Origin of the sequence: Agrobacterium larrymoorei, from assembly GCF_013322225.1 — a bacterium.
In the GTDB taxonomy this organism is placed as follows: domain Bacteria; phylum Pseudomonadota; class Alphaproteobacteria; order Rhizobiales; family Rhizobiaceae; genus Agrobacterium; species Agrobacterium larrymoorei_A.
Genome location: NZ_JAAMFB010000017.1, coordinates 23456 through 49016 on the forward strand (window position 1 = coordinate 23456; position 25561 = coordinate 49016).

At 56.1% G+C, this 25561-nt stretch carries 25 protein-coding genes; 8 read left to right on the plus strand and 17 right to left on the minus strand.

Translation table 11 applies throughout. From position 1 onward, the window contains the following. Positions 1–5 precede the first annotated feature (5 nt). The 9 genes from G6L28_RS10565 to G6L28_RS10605 all read right to left on the minus strand — a co-directional run bounded on the left by G6L28_RS10565 (position 6) and on the right by G6L28_RS10605 (position 5814). Complete coding sequence (locus G6L28_RS10565) at positions 6–746, minus strand: metallophosphoesterase family protein (RefSeq protein WP_174063737.1); 741 nt, start codon at positions 744–746, stop codon at positions 6–8. A 5-nt stretch (positions 747–751) separates the two neighbouring features. Next, positions 752–1108 (minus strand): hydroxyisourate hydrolase, encoded by a 357-nt coding sequence (gene uraH / locus G6L28_RS10570; RefSeq protein WP_174063738.1) that lies wholly within the window; start codon positions 1106–1108, stop codon positions 752–754. Next, the gene (locus G6L28_RS10575) at positions 1105–1605 is read right to left on the minus strand and encodes an ureidoglycolate lyase (protein ID WP_174063739.1); all 501 of its coding nucleotides are present in this window, start codon (positions 1603–1605) and stop codon (positions 1105–1107) included. The genes uraH and G6L28_RS10575 overlap by 4 nt, the downstream gene beginning before the upstream one ends. Before the next feature lie 3 nt (positions 1606–1608). After that, positions 1609–1950: a HepT-like ribonuclease domain-containing protein gene (locus G6L28_RS10580; RefSeq protein ID WP_174063740.1), complete on the minus strand. Its 342-nt coding sequence runs from the start codon at positions 1948–1950 to the stop codon at positions 1609–1611. Further along, positions 1947–2240 (minus strand): nucleotidyltransferase family protein, encoded by a 294-nt coding sequence (locus G6L28_RS10585; RefSeq protein ID WP_174063741.1) that lies wholly within the window; start codon positions 2238–2240, stop codon positions 1947–1949. The genes G6L28_RS10580 and G6L28_RS10585 overlap by 4 nt, the downstream gene beginning before the upstream one ends. 65 nt (positions 2241–2305) lie before the next feature. Then, positions 2306–2809 carry a 2-oxo-4-hydroxy-4-carboxy-5-ureidoimidazoline decarboxylase gene (gene uraD, locus G6L28_RS10590; protein ID WP_174063742.1) on the minus strand — a complete coding sequence of 168 codons (504 nt, stop codon included), beginning with the start codon at positions 2807–2809 and terminating at the stop codon, positions 2306–2308. Then, entirely contained in the window at positions 2809–3732 is a 924-nt protein-coding gene (gene puuE, locus G6L28_RS10595; protein ID WP_174063743.1) for an allantoinase PuuE, read from the minus strand. Before puuE ends, uraD begins: the two co-directional genes overlap by 1 nt. Positions 3733–3810: 78 nt before the next feature. Beyond that, positions 3811–4518, minus strand: a complete 708-nt coding sequence (locus tag G6L28_RS10600; RefSeq protein ID WP_174063744.1) for a DUF1045 domain-containing protein — start codon at positions 4516–4518, stop codon at positions 3811–3813. Positions 4519–4623: 105 nt separating this feature from the next. Then, positions 4624–5814, minus strand: coding sequence for an NAD(P)/FAD-dependent oxidoreductase (locus G6L28_RS10605; protein WP_174063745.1), 1191 nt, complete (start codon positions 5812–5814; stop codon positions 4624–4626). Here G6L28_RS10605 and mnmD point away from each other — a divergent pair. Next, on the plus strand, positions 5813–6541 hold the full coding sequence (gene mnmD, locus G6L28_RS10610; protein WP_174063746.1) for a tRNA (5-methylaminomethyl-2-thiouridine)(34)-methyltransferase MnmD: 729 nt from the start codon (positions 5813–5815) through the stop codon (positions 6539–6541). The two genes, G6L28_RS10605 and mnmD, sit on opposite strands and share 2 nt — an antisense overlap. Before the next feature lie 60 nt (positions 6542–6601). On the opposite strand, the gene G6L28_RS10615 is transcribed toward mnmD, so the two are convergent. After that, positions 6602–8137 carry a DEAD/DEAH box helicase gene (locus tag G6L28_RS10615; protein ID WP_174063747.1) on the minus strand — a complete coding sequence of 512 codons (1536 nt, stop codon included), beginning with the start codon at positions 8135–8137 and terminating at the stop codon, positions 6602–6604. Positions 8138–8570: 433 nt separating this feature from the next. Between G6L28_RS10615 and G6L28_RS10620 the strand changes: the two genes are divergently transcribed. Continuing rightward, positions 8571–11462: a response regulator gene (locus tag G6L28_RS10620; protein ID WP_174063748.1), complete on the plus strand. Its 2892-nt coding sequence runs from the start codon at positions 8571–8573 to the stop codon at positions 11460–11462. A 54-nt stretch (positions 11463–11516) separates the two neighbouring features. Here the strand turns inward: G6L28_RS10620 and G6L28_RS10625 are convergent, their stop codons facing one another. The 3 genes from G6L28_RS10625 to G6L28_RS10635 all read right to left on the minus strand — a co-directional run bounded on the left by G6L28_RS10625 (position 11517) and on the right by G6L28_RS10635 (position 13613). Continuing rightward, a complete protein-coding gene (locus G6L28_RS10625; RefSeq protein WP_174063749.1) occupies positions 11517–11900 on the minus strand; it encodes a DoxX family protein in 384 nt (127 codons plus the stop codon). Positions 11901–12133: 233 nt separating this feature from the next. Continuing rightward, complete coding sequence (locus G6L28_RS10630) at positions 12134–12928, minus strand: class II glutamine amidotransferase (RefSeq protein ID WP_174063750.1); 795 nt, start codon at positions 12926–12928, stop codon at positions 12134–12136. 64 nt (positions 12929–12992) lie between these two features. Next, positions 12993–13613, minus strand: a complete 621-nt coding sequence (locus G6L28_RS10635; RefSeq protein ID WP_174063751.1) for a L,D-transpeptidase — start codon at positions 13611–13613, stop codon at positions 12993–12995. A 259-nt stretch (positions 13614–13872) separates the two neighbouring features. Between G6L28_RS10635 and G6L28_RS10640 the strand changes: the two genes are divergently transcribed. From G6L28_RS10640 to G6L28_RS10665, 6 genes are all read left to right on the plus strand, one after another. After that, the gene (locus tag G6L28_RS10640) at positions 13873–15834 is read left to right on the plus strand and encodes a putative bifunctional diguanylate cyclase/phosphodiesterase (protein WP_174063752.1); all 1962 of its coding nucleotides are present in this window, start codon (positions 13873–13875) and stop codon (positions 15832–15834) included. A gap of 290 nt (positions 15835–16124) precedes the next feature. Further along, complete coding sequence (locus tag G6L28_RS10645) at positions 16125–17534, plus strand: circularly permuted type 2 ATP-grasp protein (protein WP_174063753.1); 1410 nt, start codon at positions 16125–16127, stop codon at positions 17532–17534. 3 nt (positions 17535–17537) lie between these two features. After that, complete coding sequence (locus G6L28_RS10650; protein ID WP_174063754.1) at positions 17538–18479, plus strand: alpha-E domain-containing protein; 942 nt, start codon at positions 17538–17540, stop codon at positions 18477–18479. Between the two features lie 25 nt (positions 18480–18504). Beyond that, the gene (locus G6L28_RS10655) at positions 18505–19320 is read left to right on the plus strand and encodes a transglutaminase family protein (RefSeq protein WP_174063755.1); all 816 of its coding nucleotides are present in this window, start codon (positions 18505–18507) and stop codon (positions 19318–19320) included. Between the two features lie 4 nt (positions 19321–19324). Next, on the plus strand, positions 19325–19921 hold the full coding sequence (locus G6L28_RS10660) for a class I SAM-dependent methyltransferase (RefSeq protein WP_174063756.1): 597 nt from the start codon (positions 19325–19327) through the stop codon (positions 19919–19921). Positions 19922–19976: 55 nt separating this feature from the next. Next, positions 19977–20384, plus strand: coding sequence for a VOC family protein (locus G6L28_RS10665; RefSeq protein WP_174063757.1), 408 nt, complete (start codon positions 19977–19979; stop codon positions 20382–20384). Between the two features lie 68 nt (positions 20385–20452). On the opposite strand, the gene araD1 is transcribed toward G6L28_RS10665, so the two are convergent. The 4 genes from araD1 to chvE form a co-directional block, all read right to left on the minus strand. Then, positions 20453–21448, minus strand: coding sequence for an AraD1 family protein (gene araD1 / locus G6L28_RS10670; protein WP_174063758.1), 996 nt, complete (start codon positions 21446–21448; stop codon positions 20453–20455). A 101-nt stretch (positions 21449–21549) separates the two neighbouring features. Then, entirely contained in the window at positions 21550–22746 is a 1197-nt protein-coding gene (gene mmsB, locus G6L28_RS10675) for a multiple monosaccharide ABC transporter permease (protein WP_174063759.1), read from the minus strand. Then, on the minus strand, positions 22746–24281 hold the full coding sequence (gguA, locus tag G6L28_RS10680) for a sugar ABC transporter ATP-binding protein GguA (protein WP_174063760.1): 1536 nt from the start codon (positions 24279–24281) through the stop codon (positions 22746–22748). Before gguA ends, mmsB begins: the two co-directional genes overlap by 1 nt. Positions 24282–24367: 86 nt before the next feature. Then, positions 24368–25432 (minus strand): sugar ABC transporter substrate-binding protein ChvE, encoded by a 1065-nt coding sequence (chvE, locus tag G6L28_RS10685; RefSeq protein ID WP_174063761.1) that lies wholly within the window; start codon positions 25430–25432, stop codon positions 24368–24370. Between the last annotated feature and the right edge of the window lie 129 nt (positions 25433–25561).

The following is a 25561-nucleotide window of genomic DNA, read 5'->3' on the forward strand; positions in this document are numbered from 1 at the left end:
TCGGATCAGCCAAGCCAGCCGTGGGCAATGGCATTGCCCACGCGCTTCATGCCGTTACGCTTGGCAAGCTCCACCATAGGTCGATTATCGTAAGGGACCTGACGGTGCGAAACCTGCCAGCCATAAGCGGTCTCTTCCAGCACGGCGTAACATGCGAGCGGATGACCCACATTCACTTCGTGATAAAACGGCTCGTCATCTTTCCAGCCCGGACAGCCTACGCTGCCCGGATTTACAACCAGTCGCCCGTCGGAAAGCTGGGCGGTCCGCGCAATATGGGTATGGCCGCAGAGCATCAGGGGCTGGGGAATGCCTTCTGCAAGCGCATCGATTTCGGCCTGCGGATGCAAATGAAGAACGCCCTCCAGCAATAGCCTGTCCAGCCAGTAATCGAGATCGCCTTTTGGGGAGCCGTGGCAGCAATAGGCAATGTCATTGAACACCATGTCGAAAGGCAGTGCTTTCAACCAATCCAGATGTGCGGCGCTAAGCTGAGGATAGACGATTCTTTCCCAAGGCCCCATCTCTTCGAAAGACTGCTCGATTAAAGCGCGGTCGTGGTTTCCCCGGACCGAAGGAATGCCTTCGCCAATCAGGATATCGGCAGTGCGCCCGGCATCCAGCGGTCCACTGAAGCAATCGCCAAGATTGACGATATCGTTGATGCCAAGCTTCCTTATGTCGGCAAGCACTGCTTCAAGCGCTACGGAATTTCCGTGAATATCGGCAATTGCGGCAAATATCATGGTGGTCAACTGCCGCGATAGGTGGAGTAACTGTAGGGCGAAAGCAGCAATGGCACGTGATAATGGCCCGCCTCATCCGCAATGCCAAAGCGGATGGGGATGATGTCCAGGAATGCCGGCTCCGGCAAAACCAGTCCCCTGGAGCGCAAATAATCTCCGGCGTGAAACACCAGCTCATACTGGCCTTTGCGGAACTCGTCACCAATAAGCAGCGGCCCGCCATCGACGCGACCATCGCTGTTGGTTTCAACGGTTTTCAGCTTGTCACGCACATCCCCATCAAGGCGATAAAGGTCGATCTTCAGCCCTTTGGCAGGGATGCCGTGCGCGGCATCAAGGACGTGTGTCGTAAGACCGGTCATAGGTTCGGCTCCGCAATGAAAAAGGGCTGTTCGAAGAAGTATTCCTCCAGATTGTTGCCCGGCCCATCCCGGTCAACAACGAGAAAATCACAGGTCGCATCAACCGTCATCAACGGATGATGCCAGACATTGCGATGGTAATTCACGCCTTGGTCGCCTCTCGCCAGAAACACCTGCGGTTTGGCCGGTCTGCCGTTTTCATCTTCGGAAACGACAACCAGGAACGGCTTGCCGGATAATGGCGAAAAACTCTGACTGCCGAGCGGATGCCGCTCCATCATATCCACTGTGTAGGGAAACACGCGCGCGGTGCCGCGAAAGATATTGAGCACCACCTTTGCACCCTCGCCCATCACGTCAGCCTGCGCCAGCGCATGATGACGCTCGGTATTTCCAGAGTTTATCAACCGCATGGACTGAAGTGTGGTTTCGATAACGTCGCCAAACGGTGCGAAAGCCCGCTTCGTCAACGGTTTGATCTCTAGATATTCAGTCAATGCTCATTCACCTTGGGCACGCCAGTTGCCAATCGAATCGAGCCCTTGAAGTAACTCAGGTATTGTTGTCTGAGTCGTGCGCCAGATGATATTGAGGTCAAGTGTGAAATATCCATGCGCCACACGGTTACGTAGACCACGGATCGAGTACCAAGGAAAATCCGGATACGCCTCCATCAGCCGTACTGCGGATTCTCCAATAACAATTAGGCTCATCCCCACGGCATGCTGCGTTTTTATATCAACGAGAAATTCGCTTTCTTGCATTCCTGAGACAAAGCTCAACGAAGCCTCGGCGGCGCGGCGCATATCTGCGAGGAACTCTTGGCACCTATCCATATTCATATAGGCTTGGCTTCTGAAAGAACGCGCACCTTTACGCGCTCTGGAAAATCGCCCGGCGTTAGAAGGTGAATTCTCGTTCCAAGCATCATTTGCTCTAAAGCGTCCTGCAAGCCACCCAGGCTAAGTAATGTCGAGCCCGGCAAAGCGTCTACAAGAATATCAAGGTCACTATCTGGTCGATCCTCGCCGCGTGCAACGGAACCGAACACACGCGGATTCGCCGCATTAAAGCGTTTGGTCAGTTGCCGAATGGCTTCGCGATTTTTTTCCAATACCTCCGACGGTCTCATTTTCATTCACCTTCTACGGCCAAAGAGATTATAGTCGTCAGAACAAACTATGCAAAGCCACTGCATCAGGTCGCATTTCCCGAAAACAGCGCAGAAAGTCGCAACAGCGCGATCTTTTCTACCTGTGCGGTCGCAGTTGCAAACTCCTGCTCAGCATCGTTCTGAATACGCTCTTCGAAAGCGCGCAGAATATCGTCCTTGCTCAGCCCTTTCACCGCTATGATGAAAGGAAAGCCGTTTTTGCCGACATAGGCCGCGTTCAACTCGGTAAAACGTGCATGCTCTTCCGGCGAAAGCCGGTCCAGGCCTGCACCGGCCTGCTCCTTGCGGCTGTCATCCGTCAATTCCCCTGCAATCGCAAGCTTTCCGGCGAGATCGGGGTGCGCACGCAGGACGCCGAGCCGCTCCTGATATGTTGCCCGGCGAAACATCATCGTGAGCGCATCATGCACACTCTTTGCGGTCATCGGCACGAATATGACGCCAGCATCATAGGCACGCTCGGCAATAAATGGCGAATGTTCGAAGAGGGCGCCAAAGCGGCTGATGAATTCCTCGCGCGCCGACATCAGACCGCCTCCGGCTTGTGATGTTCATGCCAGTGACGAGCAATTTCGATGCGTTGGGGTATCCAGACTTTCTCGTGGCCAAGCACATATTCGATGAAGCGGCGCAGCGCCGCAGCGCGACCGGGGCGACCGACCAGACGGCAATGCAGGCCGACGCTCATCATCTTCGGCGCGCCTTCCGCACCTTCCTGATAGAGAACATCGAAGGCATCCTTCAGATAGGTGAAGAACTGATCACCGGAGTTGAACCCCTGCGGAGTGGCAAAGCGCATGTCGTTGGTTTCGAGCGTGTAGGGGATGATGAGGAAGGGACTATCCTTCTCACCTTTCACCCAATAGGGCAGATCGTCGGCATAGGAATCGGAAGAGTAAAGAAAGCCGCCCTCCTCCATAACCAGCTTTAGCGTATGATCCGACGGTTTGCCTTGGTACATTCCGTAAGGGCGTTCGCCGGTCAGTTCGGTATGTAGACGCACGGCCTCTAGGATGTGCTTGCGCTCTTCTTCCTCGCTAAAATCCTTGTATTCCAGCCAGCGATAACCGTGGCTGGCGATTTCCCATCCTGCTTCCTTCATGGCGGCAACAGCGTCCGGGTTGCGAGCCATCGCAGAGGTCACGCCGTAGACGGTGGCGGTAACGCCGAGCGAGGTAAACATCCGCCACAAGCGCCAGAAACCCGCACGGGAGCCGTATTCGTAAATCGATTCCATATTGAGGTTGCGCTGACCCGGCCAAGGCTGCGCGCCGACGATTTCCGAAAGCAGCGATTCCGAAGCCTTGTCATTGTCGAGAACGCAGCTTTCGCCACCCTCCTCGTAATTGATGACGAATTGGACGGCGATGCGCGCAGCGCCCGGCCATTTCGGGTCTGGAGTGTTGCGACCGTAACCAACAAGATTGCGGGGGTATTCAGCGGAAATCATCAAATCACCTTCACGACATTTCGTGAACGGTAGCATCGCGAAACGGAAAGTCGAGATCATTTTGTAGGCGATTTACGATCAGGCGATTTTTCGTGCAGACACACGTCCCATAGGGTGGAGCGAATGAACGCGAAACGGTGCGCCAGGCTCTTCCTCCACGAATAATGCGAGATTGGAAAACTCCATCTGACGCCCAAGCAGAGGTTCGAAAACACTGCGAACTGCTCGCTCGACACGGACGCATTCCGCGGGGACGATGCCACCCGTCAGCACCATCTGAAACCGGAATTCGTCCATGACGTAAGGATGGCCCCAGCGATGCAGATTGGTCAACTGCGTCGCCGAGAGCCTGTCCGGGTCGGCGCGCTCGATTTCAACATCCGATAATGGCGCACGATACCGGTCAAACTCCTGCACTACGCTGGCGGCCAGAAAATTCAGCACTTCAGACGGCCACGATGGCACGAGGCCATAGATATTGCCGAGCTTGGCAATTTCCAGCGGCGGAAGGCGGAACGGCTGATGTGTTCCAGCAAAACACATGAGTTCACGTAGCAGCGATGCCTCCGAAACGCCCTCAGCAAGACGGAAAGGCGCTTTGATGGGTCCGTGAAAACCATATCTGCGCGGCAAAGCGGTATGGTAGGAAATCTCCTGCATGCCAAGACCACTGAGCGCAGGAGGCTCTACCGTCTGGCCGGAATAGACATCCCGCCCCAGCCATGCCCCAGCGGCGTGGGTCATCGGATCATTCGGAGAAGGCGTGTAATGAATGGCGTACCGCATGCGTCGTCACCTCGCCTCAACAGCCGGAATAAGGTCATTTATACTGCATGACGACAGCAGTTAGGTGATTTGCATGACAGCTTAACGACGGGGAATACTGCCGCTTCAAATATTGCCCAGCAGAACCCGGATGTGACTTTCCAATGAAAAACTTGCAGGTATGTCCATGTTTTTGCCTTCGACTTCACACAGCACTGCGTCTGCAAGCCGGTGCGCAAGTCCGAAACTAACCTTGAAGCCGCCGGTCAGCGCAATAATCCGCGGATGATCTGGATGTGACCCGACCATGGGATCACGACCGATGGCCTTGGGCCGCAGGCCAGCCCAACGCTCGATCACCGGAGCATGTTCGAGTACCGGAACAACGGCTCTTGCCTGCGCAATCAGGACGTCCAGCTTCTGATCCGTGCTGAAGGGCTCGTCAAAATCCTCTTCGCTAGTGCTACCGATCGCCACCGTGCCGTCTTCATGTGGAATGATATAAAGCCCGTTCAGGAACACAACCGGCAACGACGGGTCGATATCCGCTTTCAGCAAAGCCGCCTGCCCTTTGACAGGCTGACCGATTGCGCGCTCCGTACCTGGAAGCAACGCTCCCGAGAGAAGGGGAAAGGATTCATATCCTGCAGCGATGATTGCCTTGTCGAAAGCAATCTGGCTTCCATCCTTCAGTTGGGCGACGCCATCGGTCAGGGAGGATAAAGTACAACCTTCCAGAACGCGCACATGCTTTGCCGTTTTAAGCCTCGCGCCAAGCAGGGAAACAAACGCGCGAGGCGACACGCGCGCCGCCAACGTGTCATGCACGAAACCTGCCTCTCCGGCATCGGCGCTCACCCAGCCATCGACCGGAGTACTATCCAGCACATGCCAGTGAAACCGCTGCCCTTGCTGGCTCCAGTTCGTCGTCGCCTCCCGCTCGTGGCGTTCGGCAATCGGTCGAAGATGCGGTTTTGGCAAAGGGATGATGCGTCCGCTTCGCCTGTAGCCTGCCGACAGGCCCGTTTCGTCTTCCAGCGCGCGGACTTCATGTTCCAGCGACAGAAGGGCATCGAACTGGAATTGCTTCTTGTCCGACCAGCGATCCGGCATATGCGGCATCAATGCACCGAGCAGTCCGCCACTAGCTCCGCCGCCAATTCGTCCGACATCGATCAGCAGCGTATCGATCCCCAGCCGCTCCGCCTTGACCGCCGCCCACAGCCCCATGATGCCGCCGCCGACGATCAGCAAAGGCACACTGGATGGCAAAGATGATTGACCTGTCTGGCGGGGAAGACTATCGGCTTGAACCATGACACATCCCGACGAAAACATGCCGGCACGCGCCGGCTCAAATATGCTGGATTGGCGAGAGGGCGATATGCCCTATTCCCTGGCCTTTGGCGACCATTTTTATTGTCAGAGGGATGGGCGACTGGAATGCGAACACGTTTCGCTGTCCGGGAACGGACTGCCTGATCGTTGGCATACGGTGGAAGGAACCTTCCGTATTGGCGAACTTGGCTTCGGTACCGCCCTCAATCTATGCGAGACGTGGCGGCAGTGGAAGCTCTCGCGGCCAGCCGGTGGGCAGCTTCATTTCGTATCCTTCGAGCTTTACCCGATGAGCGCAAGCGAATTGGACCGCGCTCTTTCGCATTGGCCGCAACTGGATGCTGAGCGCAAGGCTTTCGTCGCACAATGGCCTTCGCACCCGGAAGGCTGGATCGACATCACGCTGGACGAGCAGACGCGTCTGACCGTCTTTTGCGGGGATGCCATCAAGGGTATAGTCCAACGTACGGATACCTTCGATGCCTGGTATCTCGATGGCTTTGCTCCCTCCAAAAACCCTGACATGTGGTCGCTCGATATCATGTCCGCAGTTTTCGAGAAGACCGCTCCCGGCGGAACCTTCGCCACATTTGCGGCAGCAGGTTTCGTGCGGCGCAACTTGGGTGCGGCAGGGTTCACGGTCGAGAGAAGGCCGGGCTTTGCGGGCAAGCGCGAAATGCTTTGCGGCGTGAAGCCAGCTCCATAATCCAAACAAAAACGCCCGGATTTTCACCCGGGCGTTTATCACTTTCAGATCGAAAAACGATCAGCCACGCTTGCGACCGCGACCGGCGTTACCGGCGGGACGACCTTGACCGGCAGGTGCGAAAGAGCCAGACTTACGGGCAGGACGGCCTTGGCCACCGCGATGATTGCGGTTACCGGCAGGCTTGCCTGCGGGCGCGCCTTCTACCTTCGTGCGCTTGAAGTCGGACGTGACTTCCAGATCGTTGTCACGCTCGACAGGCGCAAACTCACCGGCACGCTGGCCACGGAAGTCGCCATTGCGACGTCCGCCCTCACGGTTGCCACCTTCTCTATGACCACGGGCCGGACGATCGCCATGCGCGCGCTCGCCACGTTCTCCGCCCTGACGACGACCGCCGTTGCCATTGCCGTTGCCACGACCGCCACGGTTACCGCTGCCACGGGTCGGGCTTGCAAGACCTTCTGGACGCTCGCCGGAGAGGACCGGGATTTCGATCTTCATCAGCTTTTCGATATCATGCAACAGACGGGTTTCATCCGGCGCGCAAAATGCGATGGCGATACCGTCACGGCCTGCACGGGCCGTACGACCGATGCGGTGAACGTAAGCATCCGCCACTTCCGGCAGATCGTAGTTGAAGACGTGGGTCACGGCAGGAATATCGATACCGCGTGCAGCAACGTCCGTTGCCACCAACACCTTGATCTCACCATCCTTGAAGCCCTTCAACGCGCGCTCGCGCTGGCCCTGGCTCTTGTTGCCATGGATGGAGGAAACCTTGAAGCCGACATGCTCGAGATGCTTGTAGAGCTTCTCGGCGCCGTGCTTGGTGCGCAGGAAAACAATAGCGCGGCCATCGGGATTTTCCGTCAGAGACTTCTTGAGGAGATCCGTCTTGTCGTTCTTGCCGCCAACGAAATGGACATACTGTTCGACCTTGTCGGCGGCCTTGCCCGGAGGCGTGACTTCGACCTTGGCAGGCTCCGTCAGATAGCTGTGCGCGAGTTCGGAAATCGCCTTCGGCATGGTGGCAGAGAAGAGCAGCGTCTGGCGCTTTGCAGGCACCATCTTCGAAATCTTGCGCAGGTCGTGAATGAACCCGAGATCCAGCATCTGGTCGGCTTCGTCCAGCACGAGATGCGTGACCTTGGAAAGCGAAATCGCGTTACGGGCAATCAGGTCCAGCAGACGACCGGGGGTCGCCACCAGAATATCCGGGCCTTTTTCCAGCTGAAGCTGCTGCTTGTTGATGGATGCGCCACCAACGACCTGGTTGATGCGCAGAGGCGTCTTGCGAACGAAGGCGCGAAGGCTCTCGCCGATCTGGTTCACCAGCTCGCGTGTCGGTGCAAGGATAAGGCAGCGTGTCGTGCGGTTTGCCGGACGCTCGCCATGCTTCATCAGCATTTCGATGATTGGCAGGCCGAAAGCAGCGGTTTTGCCGGTGCCAGTCTGTGCAAGGCCGATGACATCGCGGCCTTCGAGCAGCAGCGGAATGGCCTTTTGTTGAATAGGAGTAGGAGTTGTATATCCAAGAGCCGTAACAGCAGCCACGAGCTTTTCGGAGAGGCCGAGTTCGTTAAAACTGGTCAATTATATCGCCTTTCGGGGCGCCAAAACGCTTTTATCCGGTTCAGCCATGCTGTCCGGTTGTTCTGGCGTCAAGAACCCCGCGTGAATTGGGAACTTGTAGGTTGAAATAACTTTCTGCGCTCAAGAACGGCGACCCGCGCCTATCTTGTATCAAATGCGCTTTTCCTTCTGCGTGCGTATGTTTTTCAGTGGACGCTGCAGCTCACGCGGCTGCCGAAGGTGAAAGCTTGTGGCGGGATGTGGGGGTTTTACGTCTGAAAGTCAAGCGATTGTTTCGCAAGGCGGATAAGCTGTCGGTCAAACTTTGGTTAAAAAAGCCTTAATAGATATTCCACAGCATGGTTTTCCTGTCACTTCTGCCGTAGTTTGTCATGGGCAATGTCGAGATGTGCTTCGTTTTCGAAAGTAACATCAGAGTGAAGCGGAGAATGCTTTGAGTAACGAAGGCGGATTGCTGGAAAAGGCACGGCACGGCATTCTGTCGCTTGAGCTTCCCGCCTGTATCAAGGACAGCCAGCTTCGCTATATCTGCGTCAACAAGGCCTATGCAGATTTTTTCGATCGCCCTCGGGACAGTTTCACGGGTCGTACCAGTCATGACCTGCTCGACAATCCGGACGATCTGGAGCGGGAAGACAAGGAGCGTCGCTGCCTGGTTTTCGCTACGGATGAGGTGGTTCGCTGCACGAATAAAAATACGCAGGAATCTTATACCGTTCGCTGCGAGCGTTTCGTGGATGAGTTGGAGCAGACGTTTCTGTTCGAAGTCTTCGATACTCAGCCATCACCGGTTGTTCGACAGCCGGAGGAAGCCCGCCTCCAGCAGGAGGCTACACCACCATGCCCGCAGCAGCAGAGCGAAGTGGGAGCAATCATCCAGTCCCTGCCGGTCGGCGTGCTGCTTCTCAACCCTGATCTGACGATAGAATACGCCAACGACTGCTTTTACGATCTATGGGAAATACCCGGAAAGCCGGATCTCGTCGGCCAGCCCTACCGGCGATATCTGGAACTCGGCTATTACAGCGGCTGCTATGATGTCGGCGACGTCACCTTCGAGCAGATGTATGAGGACCGGATTGCGCGCATCCGCTCAATCAATGGCCGCACGACAAGAGAAGTCGAAAGCCGGGCTGGCAAGTGCACGCTGCTTTCGAAGACGAAGATCGCTGGCGATAAAATCCTGATTACCTTTTCCGACAGCACCGCCGTCCGTGCGAAAGAAAGGGAGATCACCCGCGCCCGTGCGGAATTGCAGCGGGTTGGGGAGTACATGCAGGACGCCACTGGCGCGATGGCGCAGGGGCTGGCTCTTGTTGAGGATGGCCGGATCATCATGTCCAACCCGGCTCTGGCGCGCATATTCGATGTGCCCGCAAAACTTCTCGAACCGGGCGAATACTGGACTGCGTTTTTCAAATACTGCGCCGCCCGTGGCGATTTTGGCGATGATGTAGAGGCCGGAAACACTATGTCGCGGTGGAAGGCCAGCGCGGCAAACGGTGACAATTTATCGGAAACGATCCAGATCGAGGGAGGAAAATGGCTTAATCTGGAAGCAACGATCAGCGCGGGTAAATACTGGCTCGTCATCGTGACCGACGTGACCGAGATGAAGATGCGCGAGGCCGAGTTGGAAACGCTGCTGGCCAGAGCGGAGGCGGCCGACCGGGCAAAATCCGAATTCCTCGCCAATATGAGCCATGAAATTCGCACGCCGATGAACGGCGTTCTCGGCATGGCGGAACTTCTGTCGAAATCTGCCCTCGACACGCGCCAGAAGACGTTCACAGATGTCATCGTCAAATCAGGCAATGCGCTTCTCACCATCATCAACGATATTCTGGATTTCTCGAAGATCGACGCAGGGCAGATGACGCTGCGCAGATCGCCCTTCGATCCCGTAGAGGCCATTGAGGATGTCGCATCGCTTCTCTCCTCGCAGGCGCTGGAAAAGAACATCGAATTGCTGGTGCGTGTGGAAGGACCGCTGGATTATACGGTCAGCGGTGACGCGGGACGCTTCCGCCAGATCGCGACGAACCTCATCGGCAACGCCATCAAATTCACCGAGATCGGTCACATTCTCATAACGCTGTCATCGGAAGTGGTGGACGGCGCAGAAATGCTACTGACGCTGAAAGTGGAAGACACCGGCATCGGCATACCGAAAGAGAAGCTCGACACGATCTTCGAGAAATTCAGTCAGGTTGATGGCTCGTCTACACGCCGACACGAAGGAACGGGGCTTGGCCTTGCCATCACGGTCGGTCTCGTTGGGCTGTTTCGCGGAAAGATCGACATCGACAGCGAGATCGGCACAGGCTCTACCTTCACCATTACCCTGCCGCTACCGATTGTCGGCAAGCGTGGCGAAAAGAGCGTTTACACACCAAATGCACGTAGGCCAAGCGTCCTCATCATCGACGACAATGCCGTCAATCGCCAGATTCTGTGTGAGCAGCTTACAAGCTGGAACATCGACAATTATGCTACCGACAGCGGTCAGTCCGGTCTGGAGATACTGCGCGAAGCCACAAAGCTGGGCGTCGAAACAGACGCAATTATTCTGGATTATCACATGCCGGTGACAAACGGTTTCGATGTTGCCAGACTTATCCGTGCAGACGAGCGGCTTTCGAGCATACCCATCATTCTGCTGACATCGCTGGATGCGGCAAATGACGACGGCGGCGGCATCGACTTTGCCGCGCACCTCATGAAGCCAGTCCGCGCGCGATTGCTGCGCAAGACGCTCGACGATGTGATACGGGATGTTCGGCTAAAACGTGCTGGTACACTGCGCTTTGACACGCCCCAAATGGCGCTGCCAAACGGCGCAACCGATTTCGCCAGACGAGAGACAGACCGAACGGTGACGCAACACGTCAAAACTCCAGCTGCGCCGTATATCGAAACCGATGTCGACATTCTCGTTGCCGAAGACAATGACGTGAACCAGATTGTTTTCACACAAATTCTACAGCAGACCGGCTTTCGTTTCCGCATCGTGGACAATGGCAAAAAAGCCGTCGACACATGGAGGAACGAGCGACCCTCACTCATTCTCATGGATGTGTCGATGCCAGTCATGAACGGTCATCAGGCGACACAGGCCATCCGGCGGGCGGAAGATGATAACGGCAACTGCGACCGTGTGCCGATTATCGGCGTGACTGCTCATGCGCTGGATAGCGACCGTGACCTCTGCCTTGCCGCAGGCATGGACGACTATATTTCGAAGCCGATCAGCCCTGAATTGCTACAGGAGAAAATAGAAAGCTGGCTTTCGGGCCGCTCAGCCAGGATCACCGCAAACGGATAAACGCCGGACGAAACATCCGGCGTCTTGAAGGTTTCGATTACGTCCTTGACAAGGTCAGCGCTTGTCTACCGAAAAGGCACCGGGGCCTGCGAAGACCAGATACAGGAAGATGAAGCAGAACAGGATGGCTGCATCGCCCTTGTTCAGCGCCGGGAAAAAGCTGCTTGGCGCATGTGCCATGAAATAGGCAACCGCCATCTGACCGGACAGGATGAACGCGACCGGCCGCGTAATGAAGCCAACCAGAATCAGCAGACCGCCGACGAGTTCAAGAAGTGCTGCAATCAGCAGCATGGGCGGCAGAGACCCCTCCATCTGGGATGCAGGGAAGCCGAAAAGCTTTTGCGTGCCGTGTTCGATGAAAAGAAGAGCGGCAATGATACGCAAAGCAGCGAGTGCGTAAGGCTGGTATTGGGATAGTTTCTGAAGTTGCGCCATGAATCGATGACCCCGTTGAAGTTATGAAACTCCGATAAATAATTACCTTTCAGTCCAACAATCACGTTTCCGGCAACAAAACAGCCGAAACTAATAAACTAAACTATGAATAAATACATATGGTTGATAAGGGCTGCAGTTTAGCGCAGTGATTTCTCAGATGCAACCAAAAGTAAATTCCACGATCGATATTTTATATTGTGATTTCAACACTCTATTTCAGAAAAAGACGATCACGCCGTCAGCCGAACGGCCTGCTGAACCGGTTGGAACGGCTGGAAGGTGATGTTGCCATCGACAATGGTGGCAACCGTGTTGGCAGGAATGGTGTCCCATCGCTCCCCGCCAGCGCCGAAGGGTTCGGAAGCAATCGCAATGCCGTCACCCATGTTCCGCCAGTATAGCGATGGTGGGCGGGCGTCGCTGGACCAGCGGAAAGCGTGCATCGTATCGCCATCAGCGTGGATCGCACTGAAGCGGATGGGTTGATCGACCCCTGCACGGACCACCACGTCCATGCAAATCTCCAATGTTCGGGACAATGCACCAATGGGATCGGCATCCAGCCCAAGCCCGGCTGCGATCAGGAAGATCGCTTCGCTATCACCGTTCCCGGCGCGCGAACAATAAACTTCGTCGGGGATATGGGCCTCGATTGCGCGTTTTACCCTCTCGTAGCCACCGATCTGGCCGTTATGCATGAAGAGGTGACGCCCGAAACCGAAGGGATGGCAATTTGCCATGGAGACTCCGCCGGTCGTGGCAGAGCGGACGTGGGCCAGAAACATGCCCGCCCGAATCTGATGGCAGAGCGATGTGAGGTTTCTGTCTGACCATGCAGGCAGAATCCCACGATAGATGCCCGGCTCGTTGCGGTCGCCATACCAGCCTATTCCACAGCCATCGCCGTTCACCACCGTCTTTGCCTCACGAGCCGCGAGCGACTGACTGATGAGCGAGCTTTCCGGCTCGATCAACAGAGAATCGAGCCAGACGGGAGAGCCGGAATAGGCCAGAAAACGACACATGCAATCACCTTCGACAAGGTCAGAGTGCGTGGTTAAACGCCCAATCTGGGCGTTTATAAGAATGTCACGCCTGAATGACCACCACGCGAGCGCCGACAGGAACACGTTCGTAAAGATCGACGATGTCGTGGTTGAGCATGCGGATACAGCCGCTCGACATGGCATGACCGATCGACTGCGGCTGATTGGTGCCGTGCAGGCGGAACATGGTGTCGTTACCACCGCGATAGAGATAAAGCGCACGCGCACCGAGTGGATTGTTGGGCCCGCCTGGCAGACCGCCCGCATATTTCAGGTTCCGCTCCGGCTCGCGGCGGATCATGTTCGCCGTTGGCGTCCATGTCGGCCATTCTGCCTTGCGGCCTACATAGGCGTCACCGCGAAGCGCAAGCCCCTGGCGACCGACACCAACGCCGTAGCGCATCGCGCGACCGTTGCCCATGACGTAATACAGGCGGCGCGCTGGCGTATCGACCACCACCGTTCCAGCCTTATGGCTCGTCACATATTCCACTTCCTGGCGGCGAAGCTCCGGCTTGATCTTCTCCAGCGACATGGCAGGCATCGGAAATCTTTCTTCCGGCAGCGCAGCATAGTTCTGCCGCTGGCTGGCTGGATTTATACTAGCGCAGCCTGCCAGAAAAAGCGGAAGCCCGAACAGGACACCACGACGCGAAATAGACATATTACCCCCACAGGTGAATCTCTCGATTAACAAGGGGTATAATTTTATGGTTAACAAACCCCTAATGTGAGCTTGCGAAGATTAACACGCGGCGCGACTTGAAGGGCCGCCAGCCAAGACTTTCGATCTACGGGAAAAAGTGTATTCGAAATGGCTATTTTTAATCAGAAATGGTAGTTCTCACGGGGCAAACGCTGTTTGGTTAACAATGTTTGTGTAGAAATTCGAACCTTAAGTTTCATTTCTGCAGGGACAAGTCATGACCCAGTCCAGTTTGCACGATGCCATCGTGACGGACCAACTTCTTGCCGTTCGCAAGACGGTCGCGATCTCCATTCCCGTCAATGTCGCCCTTGGCATTGCTTCACTTCTCGTCGCGTTTCATGCGGGGAAAGGCTTGGAGGGCGTTCTATGGTTCATCCCGTCCGCGCTCATCAACATCATGCGGCTGGTATTGTGCCACATGTCGATCCGGTCGCCGGAGGGCACAGAGCAGACAGTGCCAAACGCGCTGCTGGGCGTGGATGGCCATCTTCAGGCACATTGGATAACGGCGATGATTTCCGGCATCATCTGGGCCTTCATTCCCATCCTTTGTGACTGGTACACCTCACCGCAGACCCTTTTCTACCTGACGGTCGTCTGCGGTATCACCGCAGGCGCCGCCACACACGGTTTTGCCTATGCCCGCATTCCATTCAGCTTCATCATCCCGCCGCTGTCATCCGTCGTCATTTGCCTGATCGTCGCTGGAGGCTTTGAGCGCTATATTCTGGCTGGAACAGTGCTCATCTATCTCGCGGCCCTCATCAGAGGTATCCGCGTGGGGGAAACTCTCGTCATCAACGACAGCCGCCTCAAGAACGAGGCGACAGCCCTTTCCCGCTCACTCGAATTGGCCCATCAGCAGAAAACGCTGTTTGCGCAGGAAATGCAGCGAAGAGCAATTCGCGATCAGTTGACCGGCCTCCTGAATCGGCATGGCTTCACTGAAAAAGTCGAGCAACTGACCGCATCAGGCACGCACGGCACACTCATGCTGCTTGATCTGGATGGCTTCAAATCCGTCAACGATGCCTTCGGCCACAAGGCAGGCGATCGTGTTCTGGTGGAAGTAGCGCGCCGCCTTACCGAAGCCGTCGGCGACCAGGCAACGCTGGCGAGGCTCGGCGGTGACGAATTTGCAATATTGCTCGACAGCCGTTTGAGCGACGAGGACGCCGAAGTTCTGGCAACCCGGCTGATCACGACGATTTCCATTCCCTTCTACAAGCTTGATGCAGGGCGCGTCGGTGCCAGCGTCGGCGTCTATCTTGGGGATGTCAGCGACATAGACGAAATGATGGTCTATGCCGACACCGCGCTCTATGCGGCGAAAAAAGAAGGCCGCAACCGCTTCCGCCTGTTCGATGACGGCCTTCGCCGAAGAGCGCAGATGAACCGCGATGTCGAGCGCGATCTGCCGAACGCGCTGGCAAACGAAGCGCTACAGGTCTTTTATCAGCCCATTATGTCCGACTACGGAAGAACACTCGACGCTTTCGAGGCGCTTCTTCGCTGGAAGCACCCCAAGCACGGCTGGATATCGCCGTTGGAAATCGTAGCCGCAGCGTCCGCAACCGGATTCTCTGAACCGCTTCTACGCTTCATCATGCGAGACGTGGCGCTAATGGCGCTCACGCTCCGCTCCGTCAATGCTGCAGATGTTCGAATAGCGGTGAACATTTCTCCGCGTGAACTGGTACAGCTTGCCGTCGATGACCTGATCCTCACGAAGCTGGAAAACTTTGGCGTTTCGGCTTCCGTGCTGGAACTGGAAATAACCGAGGAAGCCGCCATCAATCCGCGGCTCGTGCAGGAGAAGCTGACGAAACTGTCGAACGCCGGTGTCCGTCTGGCAATAGACGATTTCGGCACCGGCTACTCTTCGCTTGGCACGCTACAACAGCTCCGCGTCGACCGGGTAAAGATCGACAAGAGCTTCGTCACCGGCACCACGCTCTCTTCCAGTTCGCTGGTGGATGCCGTGTTGCGCGTTTCCCATGCCTACGGTTTCGATGTGGTCGCCGAAGGTGTGGAAACTGAAGAGGACCTGAAGACGATGCGCGCGCTGGGCTGCTCGCTGATGCAAGGCCACCTGTTTTCTGAGCCGATGCCGAAGGACAAGGCGATTCTCTGGCTGGAAAACAGCAACGGGACAAAGCCTGACCGGCGGAATTGAAACTGCAGGATTGAATTCCCTTATTGCGTAGTGGCACCGACAATCTTGCCTGCGCCTAAACTTTAGGCATCTGCGCTTCTGCGGAACAGAAAAAACTCACTTATCAGCTCAGGGACGCGCTGAACCTTTTCTTCTTTGCCGCATTTCCAGTCGATCGAAGCGAATTCGCTTTAATTTGCATCAGTTTGCGGGGAACGGGAGCATTCAAAAAATCTCTGGCGCGAACTGTGCATGCTTCTTGCATTGCTGATGACGTTGTATTCAAATGTATAAAAATGGGGAACCCGAAGTTGGCATTTGATGAAATGATAGGTGCGGACTCAACGCCGCGAAGCCCATACGAAAACTACAACGACTGGTACAGCCGACAGGACAGGGCTCACCTGATCCAGAAGTCGAGAGACGCGGAAAACATATTCCGTAAAACGGGCATCACGTTTGCGGTGTATGGCCACGCAGACAGCGCCGAAAAGCTGATCCCCTTCGACATCATCCCCCGCATTATTTCTGGTCGTGAGTGGCGAAGGCTGGCGCAGGGTATCGAACAGCGTGTCCTCGCACTCAATGCTTTTCTCGATGACATTTACCACAAGCAGGAAATCATTCGGGCAGGGCGCATACCGCGTGAACTGGTTGAGCGGAACGAAGCATTTCTTCCGGAAATGATCGGCTTCAAGCCGCCGGGTGGGGTCTACACTCACATCGTCGGCACGGATATCGTGCGGACCGGAGAAGACCAGTTCTACGTGCTGGAGGACAATGCCCGCACGCCTTCCGGTGTCAGCTACATGCTGGAAAACCGCGAAACCATGATGCAGATGTTCCCGGAGCTGTTCCATGAGAACAAGGTCCAGCGCGTCGAGGATTATCCCTATCAGCTACGCCAGTCACTGGCATCGCTTGCGCCTCCCGGATGCAAGGGCAAACCGCGCGTCGCGGTTCTCACCCCCGGTATCTATAATTCGGCTTATTACGAGCATTCGTATCTGGCAGACATGATGGGAGTGGAACTCGTCGAGGGCTCCGATCTGCGGGTCATGGACGGCAAGGTGAAAATGCGCACCACACGAGGCTACGAGGCCATCGATGTGCTGTATCGCCGCGTCGATGACGATTTTCTCGACCCCCTCACCTTCCGCCCGGACTCGGCACTCGGCGTTCCAGGCATCATGGATGTCTATCGCGCCGGCAACATCACCATCGCCAATGCACCGGGAACGGGCATTTCCGATGACAAGGCGATCTATTCCTACATGCCGGAAATCGTGGAGTTCTATACCGGCCGCAAGCCGCTTCTTGAAAACGTGCCGACATGGCGTTGCTCGGAGCCGGACAGCCTGAAATACGTCCTCGACAATCTGGCCGATCTGGTGGTCAAGGAAGTCCACGGTTCTGGCGGTTACGGCATGCTGGTTGGCCCCACGGCAACCAAAAAGGAGCGTTCCCTGTTTGCCGACAAGCTGCGGTCGCGGCCAGCCAATTACATTGCCCAGCCTACGCTTTCTCTTTCCACCGTTCCAATCATGGTGAAAAACGGCATTGCGCCGCGCCATGTAGACCTGCGTCCCTATGTTCTGGTGTCCGACAAGGTGAAGATCATCCCCGGCGGATTGACCCGCGTAGCCCTCAAGCAGGGCTCGCTCGTTGTCAATTCCAGCCAGGGTGGCGGCACCAAAGATACTTGGGTACTGGAGGACTGAGCCATGCTGGGAAGAACTGCAAACGGGCTCTACTGGATGTTCCGGTACATCGAGCGGGCAGAAAACATCGCCCGACTGATAGACGCTGGCCAGCGCGTTTCGCTGACCCGAAGCGGCAGCACGGACGAGGACTGGGATGGCGTACTGCAAAGTGCGGGCGTGCGCGAAGCGTTTCTGCAAGGCAACGAGCGGGTGACGACAGCGGATGCGATCGATTATCTGCTGCGTGACAAGGCAAATCCATCCAGCGTGATGTCCTGCATCGAATCCGGGCGTAACAATGCCCGCATGGTGCGCACGGCACTGACCCGGGAAACATGGGAAGCGACCAACGAGTTCTGGATCGAGCTGAAAGGCCTCGTCGGGCGCCGGGTCAAGGCAGCCGACATGCCGCACGTCATCGATGTCATAAAGCATCGTGCCGGGCTGGTGCGTGGTGCCTTCCACGGTTCGATGCTGCGCAACGATCTCTACAACTTCTCACGTATCGGCACCTTCATCGAACGTGCCGACAACACCGCCCGTATTCTGGACGTGAAATATTATGTGCTGCTGCCTGCCGCAGCGCAGGTGGGCTCGTCGCTCGACAATGCGCAATGGGAATCCATCCTGCGCTCCGTTTCGGCGCACCGATCCTATGGCTGGGTTTACGACGCGGAATACAAACCCTCCAACATTGCGGACTTCCTGATCCTGAACGGGCGGATGCCCCGTTCTCTGGCCTATTGCTACGAAAAGATCGTCAGCAATCTCGGCTATCTGGAAAAGGATTACGGCGAGCGTCATCAGGCCCATGAAACCGCAGAGGCCATTCTGGGCAAACTGAAGGAAACGACGATCAACCGTGTCATGGATCAGGGCCTGCACGAGTTTCTCGAATTCTTCGTCCACAGAAACGGCCAGTTGGGCCAGGAAATCACGGAAGGCTACCGCTTCTATCAGTAAGCGGAGTGAAGACGGGGATAGGGTAATGCGTCTGAAGATCAATCACACCACCGAATATCTTTATGAAGAACCGGTACCCTATTCGCTTCAGCGCCTGCGGCTGACACCTGCAAGCGGACCGACCCAAAGGGTACTCGACTGGAATGTTTCGGTAGAGGGCGCAACAGTCGAGGTGAAGTACGACGACCATTTCGGCAACCGTGTCGAACTGGTTGAAACCGAGGGCCCGCGGCATGCTGTGACTGTGGTTGCAGGTGGCGAGGTGGAAACGGAAGACAAGGCAGGCGTTTTCGGCCCACACCGCGGCAATGCACCGCTCTGGCTCTTCATGCGCGACACTCCGAGAACCAAGGCCGGAAAGCTGATCCGCGAAATTGCGCGTCAGGCGTCGGGTGATAGCGAGCTTGCTCGGATGCACGAACTGATGGCGTTGATCCATCTGGAGGTCGAGTATCAGCCGGGCACGACAGGTATCGAAACCACTGCCGAACAGGCGCTCGAGGCGGGCAAAGGCGTCTGTCAGGACCACGCACATATTTTCATTTCCGCAGCTCGGGTACTCGGCTTTCCAGCTCGCTACGTCTCCGGTTATCTGATGATGGAAAACGTGCCGGAACAGGTCGCGACCCACGCGTGGGGCGAAGCACATATTCCGGGCCTTGGCTGGGTGGGCTTCGATGCCGCAAACAAGATCTGCCCCGATGATAATTACGTCCGCATCGCCACCGGCCTCTGCTACCGCGATTGCGCGCCCGTCTCCGGTACGCGCGTCGGGTTATCGGGCGAAAATCTGACCGTTTCGGTCACGGTGCAGCAATCCCAAAGCCAGTCTCAGAGTTAAGGAGATGGGCAGCGCTGGCGAACAAAAGACACTTGGATTCTACGCGACACAGGTCGAGACTTACACAGCACGAGGCGTAAAAGCCTCGCCACGCCTCGAAAGCTTTCTCAAGCATCTTCAGCCCGGGGCTCGTATCCTCGAACTCGGTTGCGGCGCCGGGCAGGACAGCGAAGCGATGATCGCAAAAGGCTTCGATGTCCATCCAACCGATGGTACGCCAGAAATGGCGCAGGCGGCGGCAAAACGGCTCGGCATATCCGTGCGAACGCTGCTTTTCGAAGACATCAATGAACACGATGCCTATGATGGCGTATGGGCAAATGCGTGCCTTCTCCATGTTCCGCGTTCGGGTCTAGCCAGCGTTACTGCGCATATTCATTCGGCCTTGAGAAGCCGGGGCGTGTTCTATGCCAGTTTCAAGGCTGGCGATGCTGAAGGGCACGACCAATTCGACCGCTTTTATAATTACCCTTCGAAAGACTGGCTCTTGGAGGTTTACGCGAAGCTCTCATGGGTCTCGGTCTCGATAGAGGAAGCAAAAGGTGGCGGCTACGACGGAAAGCCGACCGATTGGCTTCATGTCACCGCCGTGAAGACTTGAGCCACGCATCGAAAGGCATGAACGCCGCTGCGGTTGCTGGGAAGAGGAGTAAGCGATGCGGGCGACCGGCATTCTCGAAACGGTGATCTACGCCAGTGATCTAAGCGCTGCAGAACGCTTCTATACCGGCATATTTGGCCTGGAAGTCGTCAGAAGCCTTGAGGGGCAATTCGTATTCTTCCGCTGTGGGGATCAAATGCTGCTGATCTTCAACCCGGAAAAGTCGCGGAACGCGGACCCTGCCAATCCCATCCCCCGCCATGGCACAACAGGCAATGGCCACGTCTGCTTCCGCGCAAAGGACAAGGGTGAGGTCGATGCATGGCGTGACCGCTTCATATCCCTCGGCATCGATATCGAGCATTATCAACGTTGGAACAACGGCAGCTATTCGGTTTACGTCCGCGATCCGGCGGGAAACTCCGTGGAGGTCGGAGAAACGAAGTTGTGGAGCGTCGAATAGCCCACTTCAAAAAGAACAGCCCCAAAACCGAAGGCTTGGGGCTGTTCATCATCCAGATTGCATTGCCGTCAAATCTGGCGAACCGCAATCGTTTCCTCTTCGGCAACCTTCAACGGGTTCTTCAACGGCAAGCCAAAACCGGCAGCCTCGATCTCGAACACGTCGCCCGCCTCCGGCTTGATGCCATCGGCGAAAGAGAGGGTGGCCGTGCCGAACATGTGAACATGCACTTCGCCGGGAGCGCGGAACAGGCCATATTTGAAGTGGTGATACTCAAGGTTCGCAAAGGTGTGGGACATGTTGTCCTCACCCGACAGGAACGGCTTTTCGAAGATCACCTTGCCATCGCGCAGGATGCGCGACGTACCGCGAATATCGGATGGCGGTGCGCCGACGCGGATTTCCGGGCCGAAGCTTGCAGGGCGCAGCTTGGAGTGAGCAAGGTAGAGATAGTTGATCCGCTCAGTAACGTGATCTGAAAACTCGTTGGACACCGCAAAACCGATGCGCACCGGTTCGCCCTTGTCGGAAATCACGTAGATTCCAGCCATTTCAGGCTCTTCGCCACCATCCAGCGCAAAGGACGGCGAGATCAACGGCGCACCCGGCGCGGCAGCTACGTGGCCGTTGCCCTTATAGAACCACTCAGGCTGGACCCCCTTCTCACCAGCCTTCGGCTTGCCGTTCTCCAGACCCATCTTGAACATCTTCATCGAGTCCGTGAGGCTCTCTTCAGACGATTCCGTGGTCTTCTTGTGCATGCTGTCGCGCGTAGCAGCGGAACCGAGATGCGTCAGGCCAGTGCCGGTCAGATGGAGATGGGCTGGATCTGGATGGCTGATCGGGGCCAGGAAACGGCCTTCGGCATAAGCCTTTTCCAGATCGACGGCATCGCCATAACCATGAGCCTTGATCACATCGGCCAGAGACTTATCCCCATTTGCAGCTTCCATGGCCAGGGCATAAACGGATTCTGCGTTCTTGACGGCACGCGCTTCGCCGCCATCTTCGCGAACAGCGACGATGATCTTGCCGCTTGCATCCTTGATTTGAGAAATCAGCACGATAGTTCCTTCCTGAACGCGATTACGCGTCCCCTACTCATGAAAGTGGCCGGAAACCGGCCACTTGTTGTCACTACAAAATGTCGACGTCGCTGAAGCGATCAGCCCTTGTTCTTGTTGTAAACGTCGAAGAATACGGCGGCGAGCAGGACGAGGCCCTTGACCATCTGCTGGAAGTCGATGCCGAGGCCGACGATCGACATACCGTTGTTCATGACGCCCATGATAAACGCACCGATAACCGCACCGGTGATCTTGCCAACGCCGCCGGATGCAGACGCACCGCCAATGAAGCAGGCTGCGATAACGTCCAGCTCAAAGCCGACACCGGCCTTCGGCGTTGCCGAGTTCAGGCGCGTAGCGATAATCATGCCGGCGAGACCAGCCAGTACGCCCATGTTGACAAAGGTCAGGAAGCTGAGGCGTTCCGTGTTGATGCCGGAAAGCTTTGTCGCCTTTTCGTTGCCACCCAGCGCATAGATGCGGCGACCAATGGTCGTGCGGCTGGTAATGAAGCTATAGACAGCAATCAGCACCAACATCACGATCAACACATTCGGCAAACCGCGATAAGTGGAAAGGCTGTAGCCGAGGAACAGGATCGCTGCCGAAATCAAGACATGCTGCACGATGAAGAAGCCGAATGGCTCGACATCGATACCGTGCTTCTCGTTGACTTTACGACGACGCAGGGCGAGTACGAACAAGACAACGGTGATGGCAATTGTAAGGATCAGCGAGGTCGTGTTGATACCCTCGATACCGCCGATATCCGGCAGGAAGCCCGTGCTGATAACCTGAAAATCAGCCGGGAATGGTCCGATGTTCTTGCCACCGAGGACGAACAGCGTCAGGCCGCGGAACACCAGCATGCCCGCAAGTGTCACGATGAAGGATGGAATGCGGTGATAGGCGATCCAGTACCCCTGTGCCGCGCCAATCAGACCGCCGACCACGAGACAAATCAGTGCCGCAAGCAGGGGGTTCATACCCCATTGCACGGTCAATATGGCCGCGATCGCGCCGACGAAGGCGACGATTGAGCCGACTGAAAGGTCGATATGCCCTGCGACGATGACGAGCAACATACCCAGCGCCATGATGACGATGAACGAGTTCTGAAGCACGAGGTTCGTCAGGTTGACCGGACGGAACAGAATACCGCCAGTGTAAAACTGGAAGAACAGCATGATCGCGACAAGCGCGATCAGCATGCCGTATTCACGGATATTGGACCGAATGTAAGAGCTGACCGAGACGACGTTGCTTTCTTCGGTGGTGGTATTTGTCGAACTCATCAGTTCTTCTCCCCTGAGCGCATGATAGCGCGCATGATGCTTTCCTGGCTCGCCTCTCCCTTTGGCAATTCGGCGACAATCCGTCCTTCGTTCATAACGTAGATGCGGTCGCAATTGCCAAGCAGTTCAGGCATTTCCGATGAGATCATCAGAACGCCTTTCCCGTCGGCGGCAAGCTGGTTGATGATTGTGTAGATTTCATATTTCGCGCCGACATCGATACCGCGTGTCGGCTCGTCCAGAATGAGGACGTCAGGATTGGAGAACAGCCACTTCGACAGAACAACCTTTTGCTGGTTGCCACCGGAGAGATTGACCGTTTCCTGGAAGATGCCATGCGAACGGATGCGCAAGCGCTTGCGATAATCCGTCGCGACCTTCATTTCCTTGATATCGTCGATGACCGTTGCGGACGAAACGCCTGCGAGATTGGCAAGTGTCGTGTTGTGCAGAATATTGTCATTCAACACGAGGCCCAGATGCTTGCGGTCTTCCGTCACATAAGCGAGGCCCGCATCGATTGCCTTGCGCACGGTGCTGACATCCACGGGCTTTCCGTGAATCAGCACATCACCGGTGATCTTGTGGCCATAGGACTTACCGAAAACGCTCATGGCGAATTCAGTACGACCAGCGCCCATGAGACCTGCGATGCCGACAACCTCGCCTTTGCGGACATTGATATTGATGTCGTGCAGCATCTGACGGTCGCGGTGGTGCTGGTGATAGGCGTTCCAGTTCTTCACTTCGAGAATGGTTTCGCCAATCGGCACATCGCGCGGCGGGTAGCGGTCTTCGAGATCGCGGCCGACCATGTTGCGGATAATGACGTCTTCGCTGATCTCTTCCTTGTGACAGTCGAGCGTCTTGACCGTCATGCCATCACGCAAGACCGTGATCTGGTCGGCAACCTTGCGGACTTCGTTCAGCTTATGGGTGATGATGATCGATGTCAGGCCCTGGTTGCGGAACTCCATGAGGAGGTTCAGCAGTGCCTCGGAATCGCTCTCGTTCAGCGAAGCCGTCGGCTCGTCGAGGATCAGCAGCTTCACGCTCTTGGACAGAGCCTTGGCGATTTCCACCAGCTGCTGCTTGCCGACACCGATATCGGTGATGAGCGTTTCCGGCGATTCTTTCAGGCCGACCTTCTTCAGCAACTCGCGCGTGCGATTGAAGGTCTGCTGCCAGCTGATGACGCCGTTCTGAGCGACTTCGTTTCCGAGGAAAATGTTTTCGGCAATAGACAGAAGCGGTACGAGAGCCAGCTCCTGGTGAATGATGATGATGCCGATGTCTTCACTGTCGTTGATGGCGCGGAAGTTGCGCAGCTCACCTTCGTAGTGAATCTCTCCGTCAAATGTGCCAGCGGGGTAAACGCCGGAAAGGACCTTCATAAGGGTCGACTTTCCAGCACCGTTCTCGCCGACGAGCGCGTGTATCTCACCCTGACGAACCTTGAGGTTCACGTTCTCAAGCGCTTTTACGCCCGGAAACGTCTTGGTGATGTTCCGCATTTCGAGAATGGTATTGTCCATATCACAATCCAGCGCCGTAACATCCGGCGTTCTTATTTGGGTAAACGGGGAACGACGATGTGTCCCTCCCCGCCACGATCATAGAATTACTTCAGCTGGTCTTCCTTGTAGTAACCGCTGTCAACCAGAACCTGCTTGACGTTTTCCTTGGTTACTGCAACCGGCTTCAGGAGGTAGGACGGAACAACCTTGACGCCGTTTTCATATGTCTTGGTGTCGTTGACTTCGGGCTCTTTGCCTTCCATCAGCGCGTTGACCATGTTGACGGTAACCTTGGCGAGTTCGCGGGTGTCCTTGAAGATGGTGGAGTACTGTTCGCCAGCCAGGATCGACTTGACGGAAGGTACTTCAGCGTCCTGACCGGAAACGACCGGCAGCGGCTGGTCCTTGGAACCATAACCTACGCCCTTGAGCGAGGAGATGATACCGATGGAGATACCGTCGTAAGGAGACAGAACAGCGTCAACCTTTGCATCGGTGTAGTAAGCGGAGAGAAGGTTATCCATACGGGCCTGGGCCGTTGCAGGATCCCAACGCAGCGTACCGACCTTGTCCATGCCCTGCTGGCCGGACTTCACGACGAGCTTGCCACTGTCGATGTAAGGCTTCAGCACGGACATTGCGCCATCGTAGAAGAAGAAGGCGTTGTTGTCGTCTGGCGAACCGCCGAACAGTTCGATGTTGAACGGACCCTTGCCGTCCTTCAGGCCGAGCTTGTCGACGATGGAAGTTGCCTGCAGAACGCCGACCTGGAAGTTGTCGAAGGTTGCGTAGTAGGAAACGTCGCCGCTGTTACGGATCAGACGGTCATAGGCGATGACCTTGATGTTCTGTTCGCCAGCCTGCTTGAGAACGTCCGACAGCGTCGTACCGTCGATGGACGCGATAACGAGGACCTTTACGCCCTTGGTTACCATGTTCTCGATCTGCGAAAGCTGATTCGGAATATCATCGTCAGCGTACTGCAGATCGGTGGTGTAACCGGCTGCTTCGAGCTGCTTGACGATGTTGTTGCCGTCGTCGATCCAGCGAGCAGAGGACTTCGTTGGCATGGCGATACCGACCGTGCCCTTGTCCTGCGCCCAAACCGGAGCCGCAAATGTTGCAGCGCCGATGGCACAGGCCGCAAACAGCGAAATGATGGATTTCATGAACTCTCTCCCTTGGAACCCTTTATCCAGCGTATGTCTCTTACAATCCGCCTTCAAATCCACGTCCGAATTGTAAGGAGCTTAGCTTATTAGATCGCCCTGCATAAGCAAGGCAACACCCTTAACCGC

Excerpts from the sequence above, each read along its gene's own strand:
- G6L28_RS10565 (WP_174063737.1), bottom strand. The coding sequence starts at position 746 with ATGATATTTGCCGCAATTGCCGATATTCACGGAAATTCCGTAGCGCTT.
- uraH (WP_174063738.1), bottom strand. The coding sequence starts at position 1,108 with ATGACCGGTCTTACGACACACGTCCTTGATGCCGCGCACGGCATCCCT.
- G6L28_RS10580 (WP_174063740.1), bottom strand. The coding sequence starts at position 1,950 with ATGAATATGGATAGGTGCCAAGAGTTCCTCGCAGATATGCGCCGCGCC.
- G6L28_RS10585 (WP_174063741.1), bottom strand. The coding sequence starts at position 2,240 with ATGAGACCGTCGGAGGTATTGGAAAAAAATCGCGAAGCCATTCGGCAA.
- uraD (WP_174063742.1), bottom strand. The coding sequence starts at position 2,809 with ATGTCGGCGCGCGAGGAATTCATCAGCCGCTTTGGCGCCCTCTTCGAA.
- puuE (WP_174063743.1), bottom strand. The coding sequence starts at position 3,732 with ATGATTTCCGCTGAATACCCCCGCAATCTTGTTGGTTACGGTCGCAAC.
- G6L28_RS10600 (WP_174063744.1), bottom strand. The coding sequence starts at position 4,518 with ATGCGGTACGCCATTCATTACACGCCTTCTCCGAATGATCCGATGACC.
- mnmD (WP_174063746.1), top strand. The coding sequence starts at position 5,813 with ATGACACATCCCGACGAAAACATGCCGGCACGCGCCGGCTCAAATATG.
- G6L28_RS10605 (WP_174063745.1), bottom strand. The coding sequence starts at position 5,814 with ATGGTTCAAGCCGATAGTCTTCCCCGCCAGACAGGTCAATCATCTTTG.
- G6L28_RS10625 (WP_174063749.1), bottom strand. The coding sequence starts at position 11,900 with ATGGCGCAACTTCAGAAACTATCCCAATACCAGCCTTACGCACTCGCT.
- G6L28_RS10630 (WP_174063750.1), bottom strand. The coding sequence starts at position 12,928 with ATGTGTCGTTTTCTGGCCTATTCCGGCTCTCCCGTCTGGCTCGATTCT.
- G6L28_RS10635 (WP_174063751.1), bottom strand. The coding sequence starts at position 13,613 with ATGTCTATTTCGCGTCGTGGTGTCCTGTTCGGGCTTCCGCTTTTTCTG.
- G6L28_RS10640 (WP_174063752.1), top strand. The coding sequence starts at position 13,873 with ATGACCCAGTCCAGTTTGCACGATGCCATCGTGACGGACCAACTTCTT.
- G6L28_RS10650 (WP_174063754.1), top strand. The coding sequence starts at position 17,538 with ATGCTGGGAAGAACTGCAAACGGGCTCTACTGGATGTTCCGGTACATC.
- G6L28_RS10655 (WP_174063755.1), top strand. The coding sequence starts at position 18,505 with ATGCGTCTGAAGATCAATCACACCACCGAATATCTTTATGAAGAACCG.
- G6L28_RS10660 (WP_174063756.1), top strand. The coding sequence starts at position 19,325 with ATGGGCAGCGCTGGCGAACAAAAGACACTTGGATTCTACGCGACACAG.
- G6L28_RS10665 (WP_174063757.1), top strand. The coding sequence starts at position 19,977 with ATGCGGGCGACCGGCATTCTCGAAACGGTGATCTACGCCAGTGATCTA.
- mmsB (WP_174063759.1), bottom strand. The coding sequence starts at position 22,746 with ATGAGTTCGACAAATACCACCACCGAAGAAAGCAACGTCGTCTCGGTC.
- gguA (WP_174063760.1), bottom strand. The coding sequence starts at position 24,281 with ATGGACAATACCATTCTCGAAATGCGGAACATCACCAAGACGTTTCCG.
- chvE (WP_174063761.1), bottom strand. The coding sequence starts at position 25,432 with ATGAAATCCATCATTTCGCTGTTTGCGGCCTGTGCCATCGGCGCTGCA.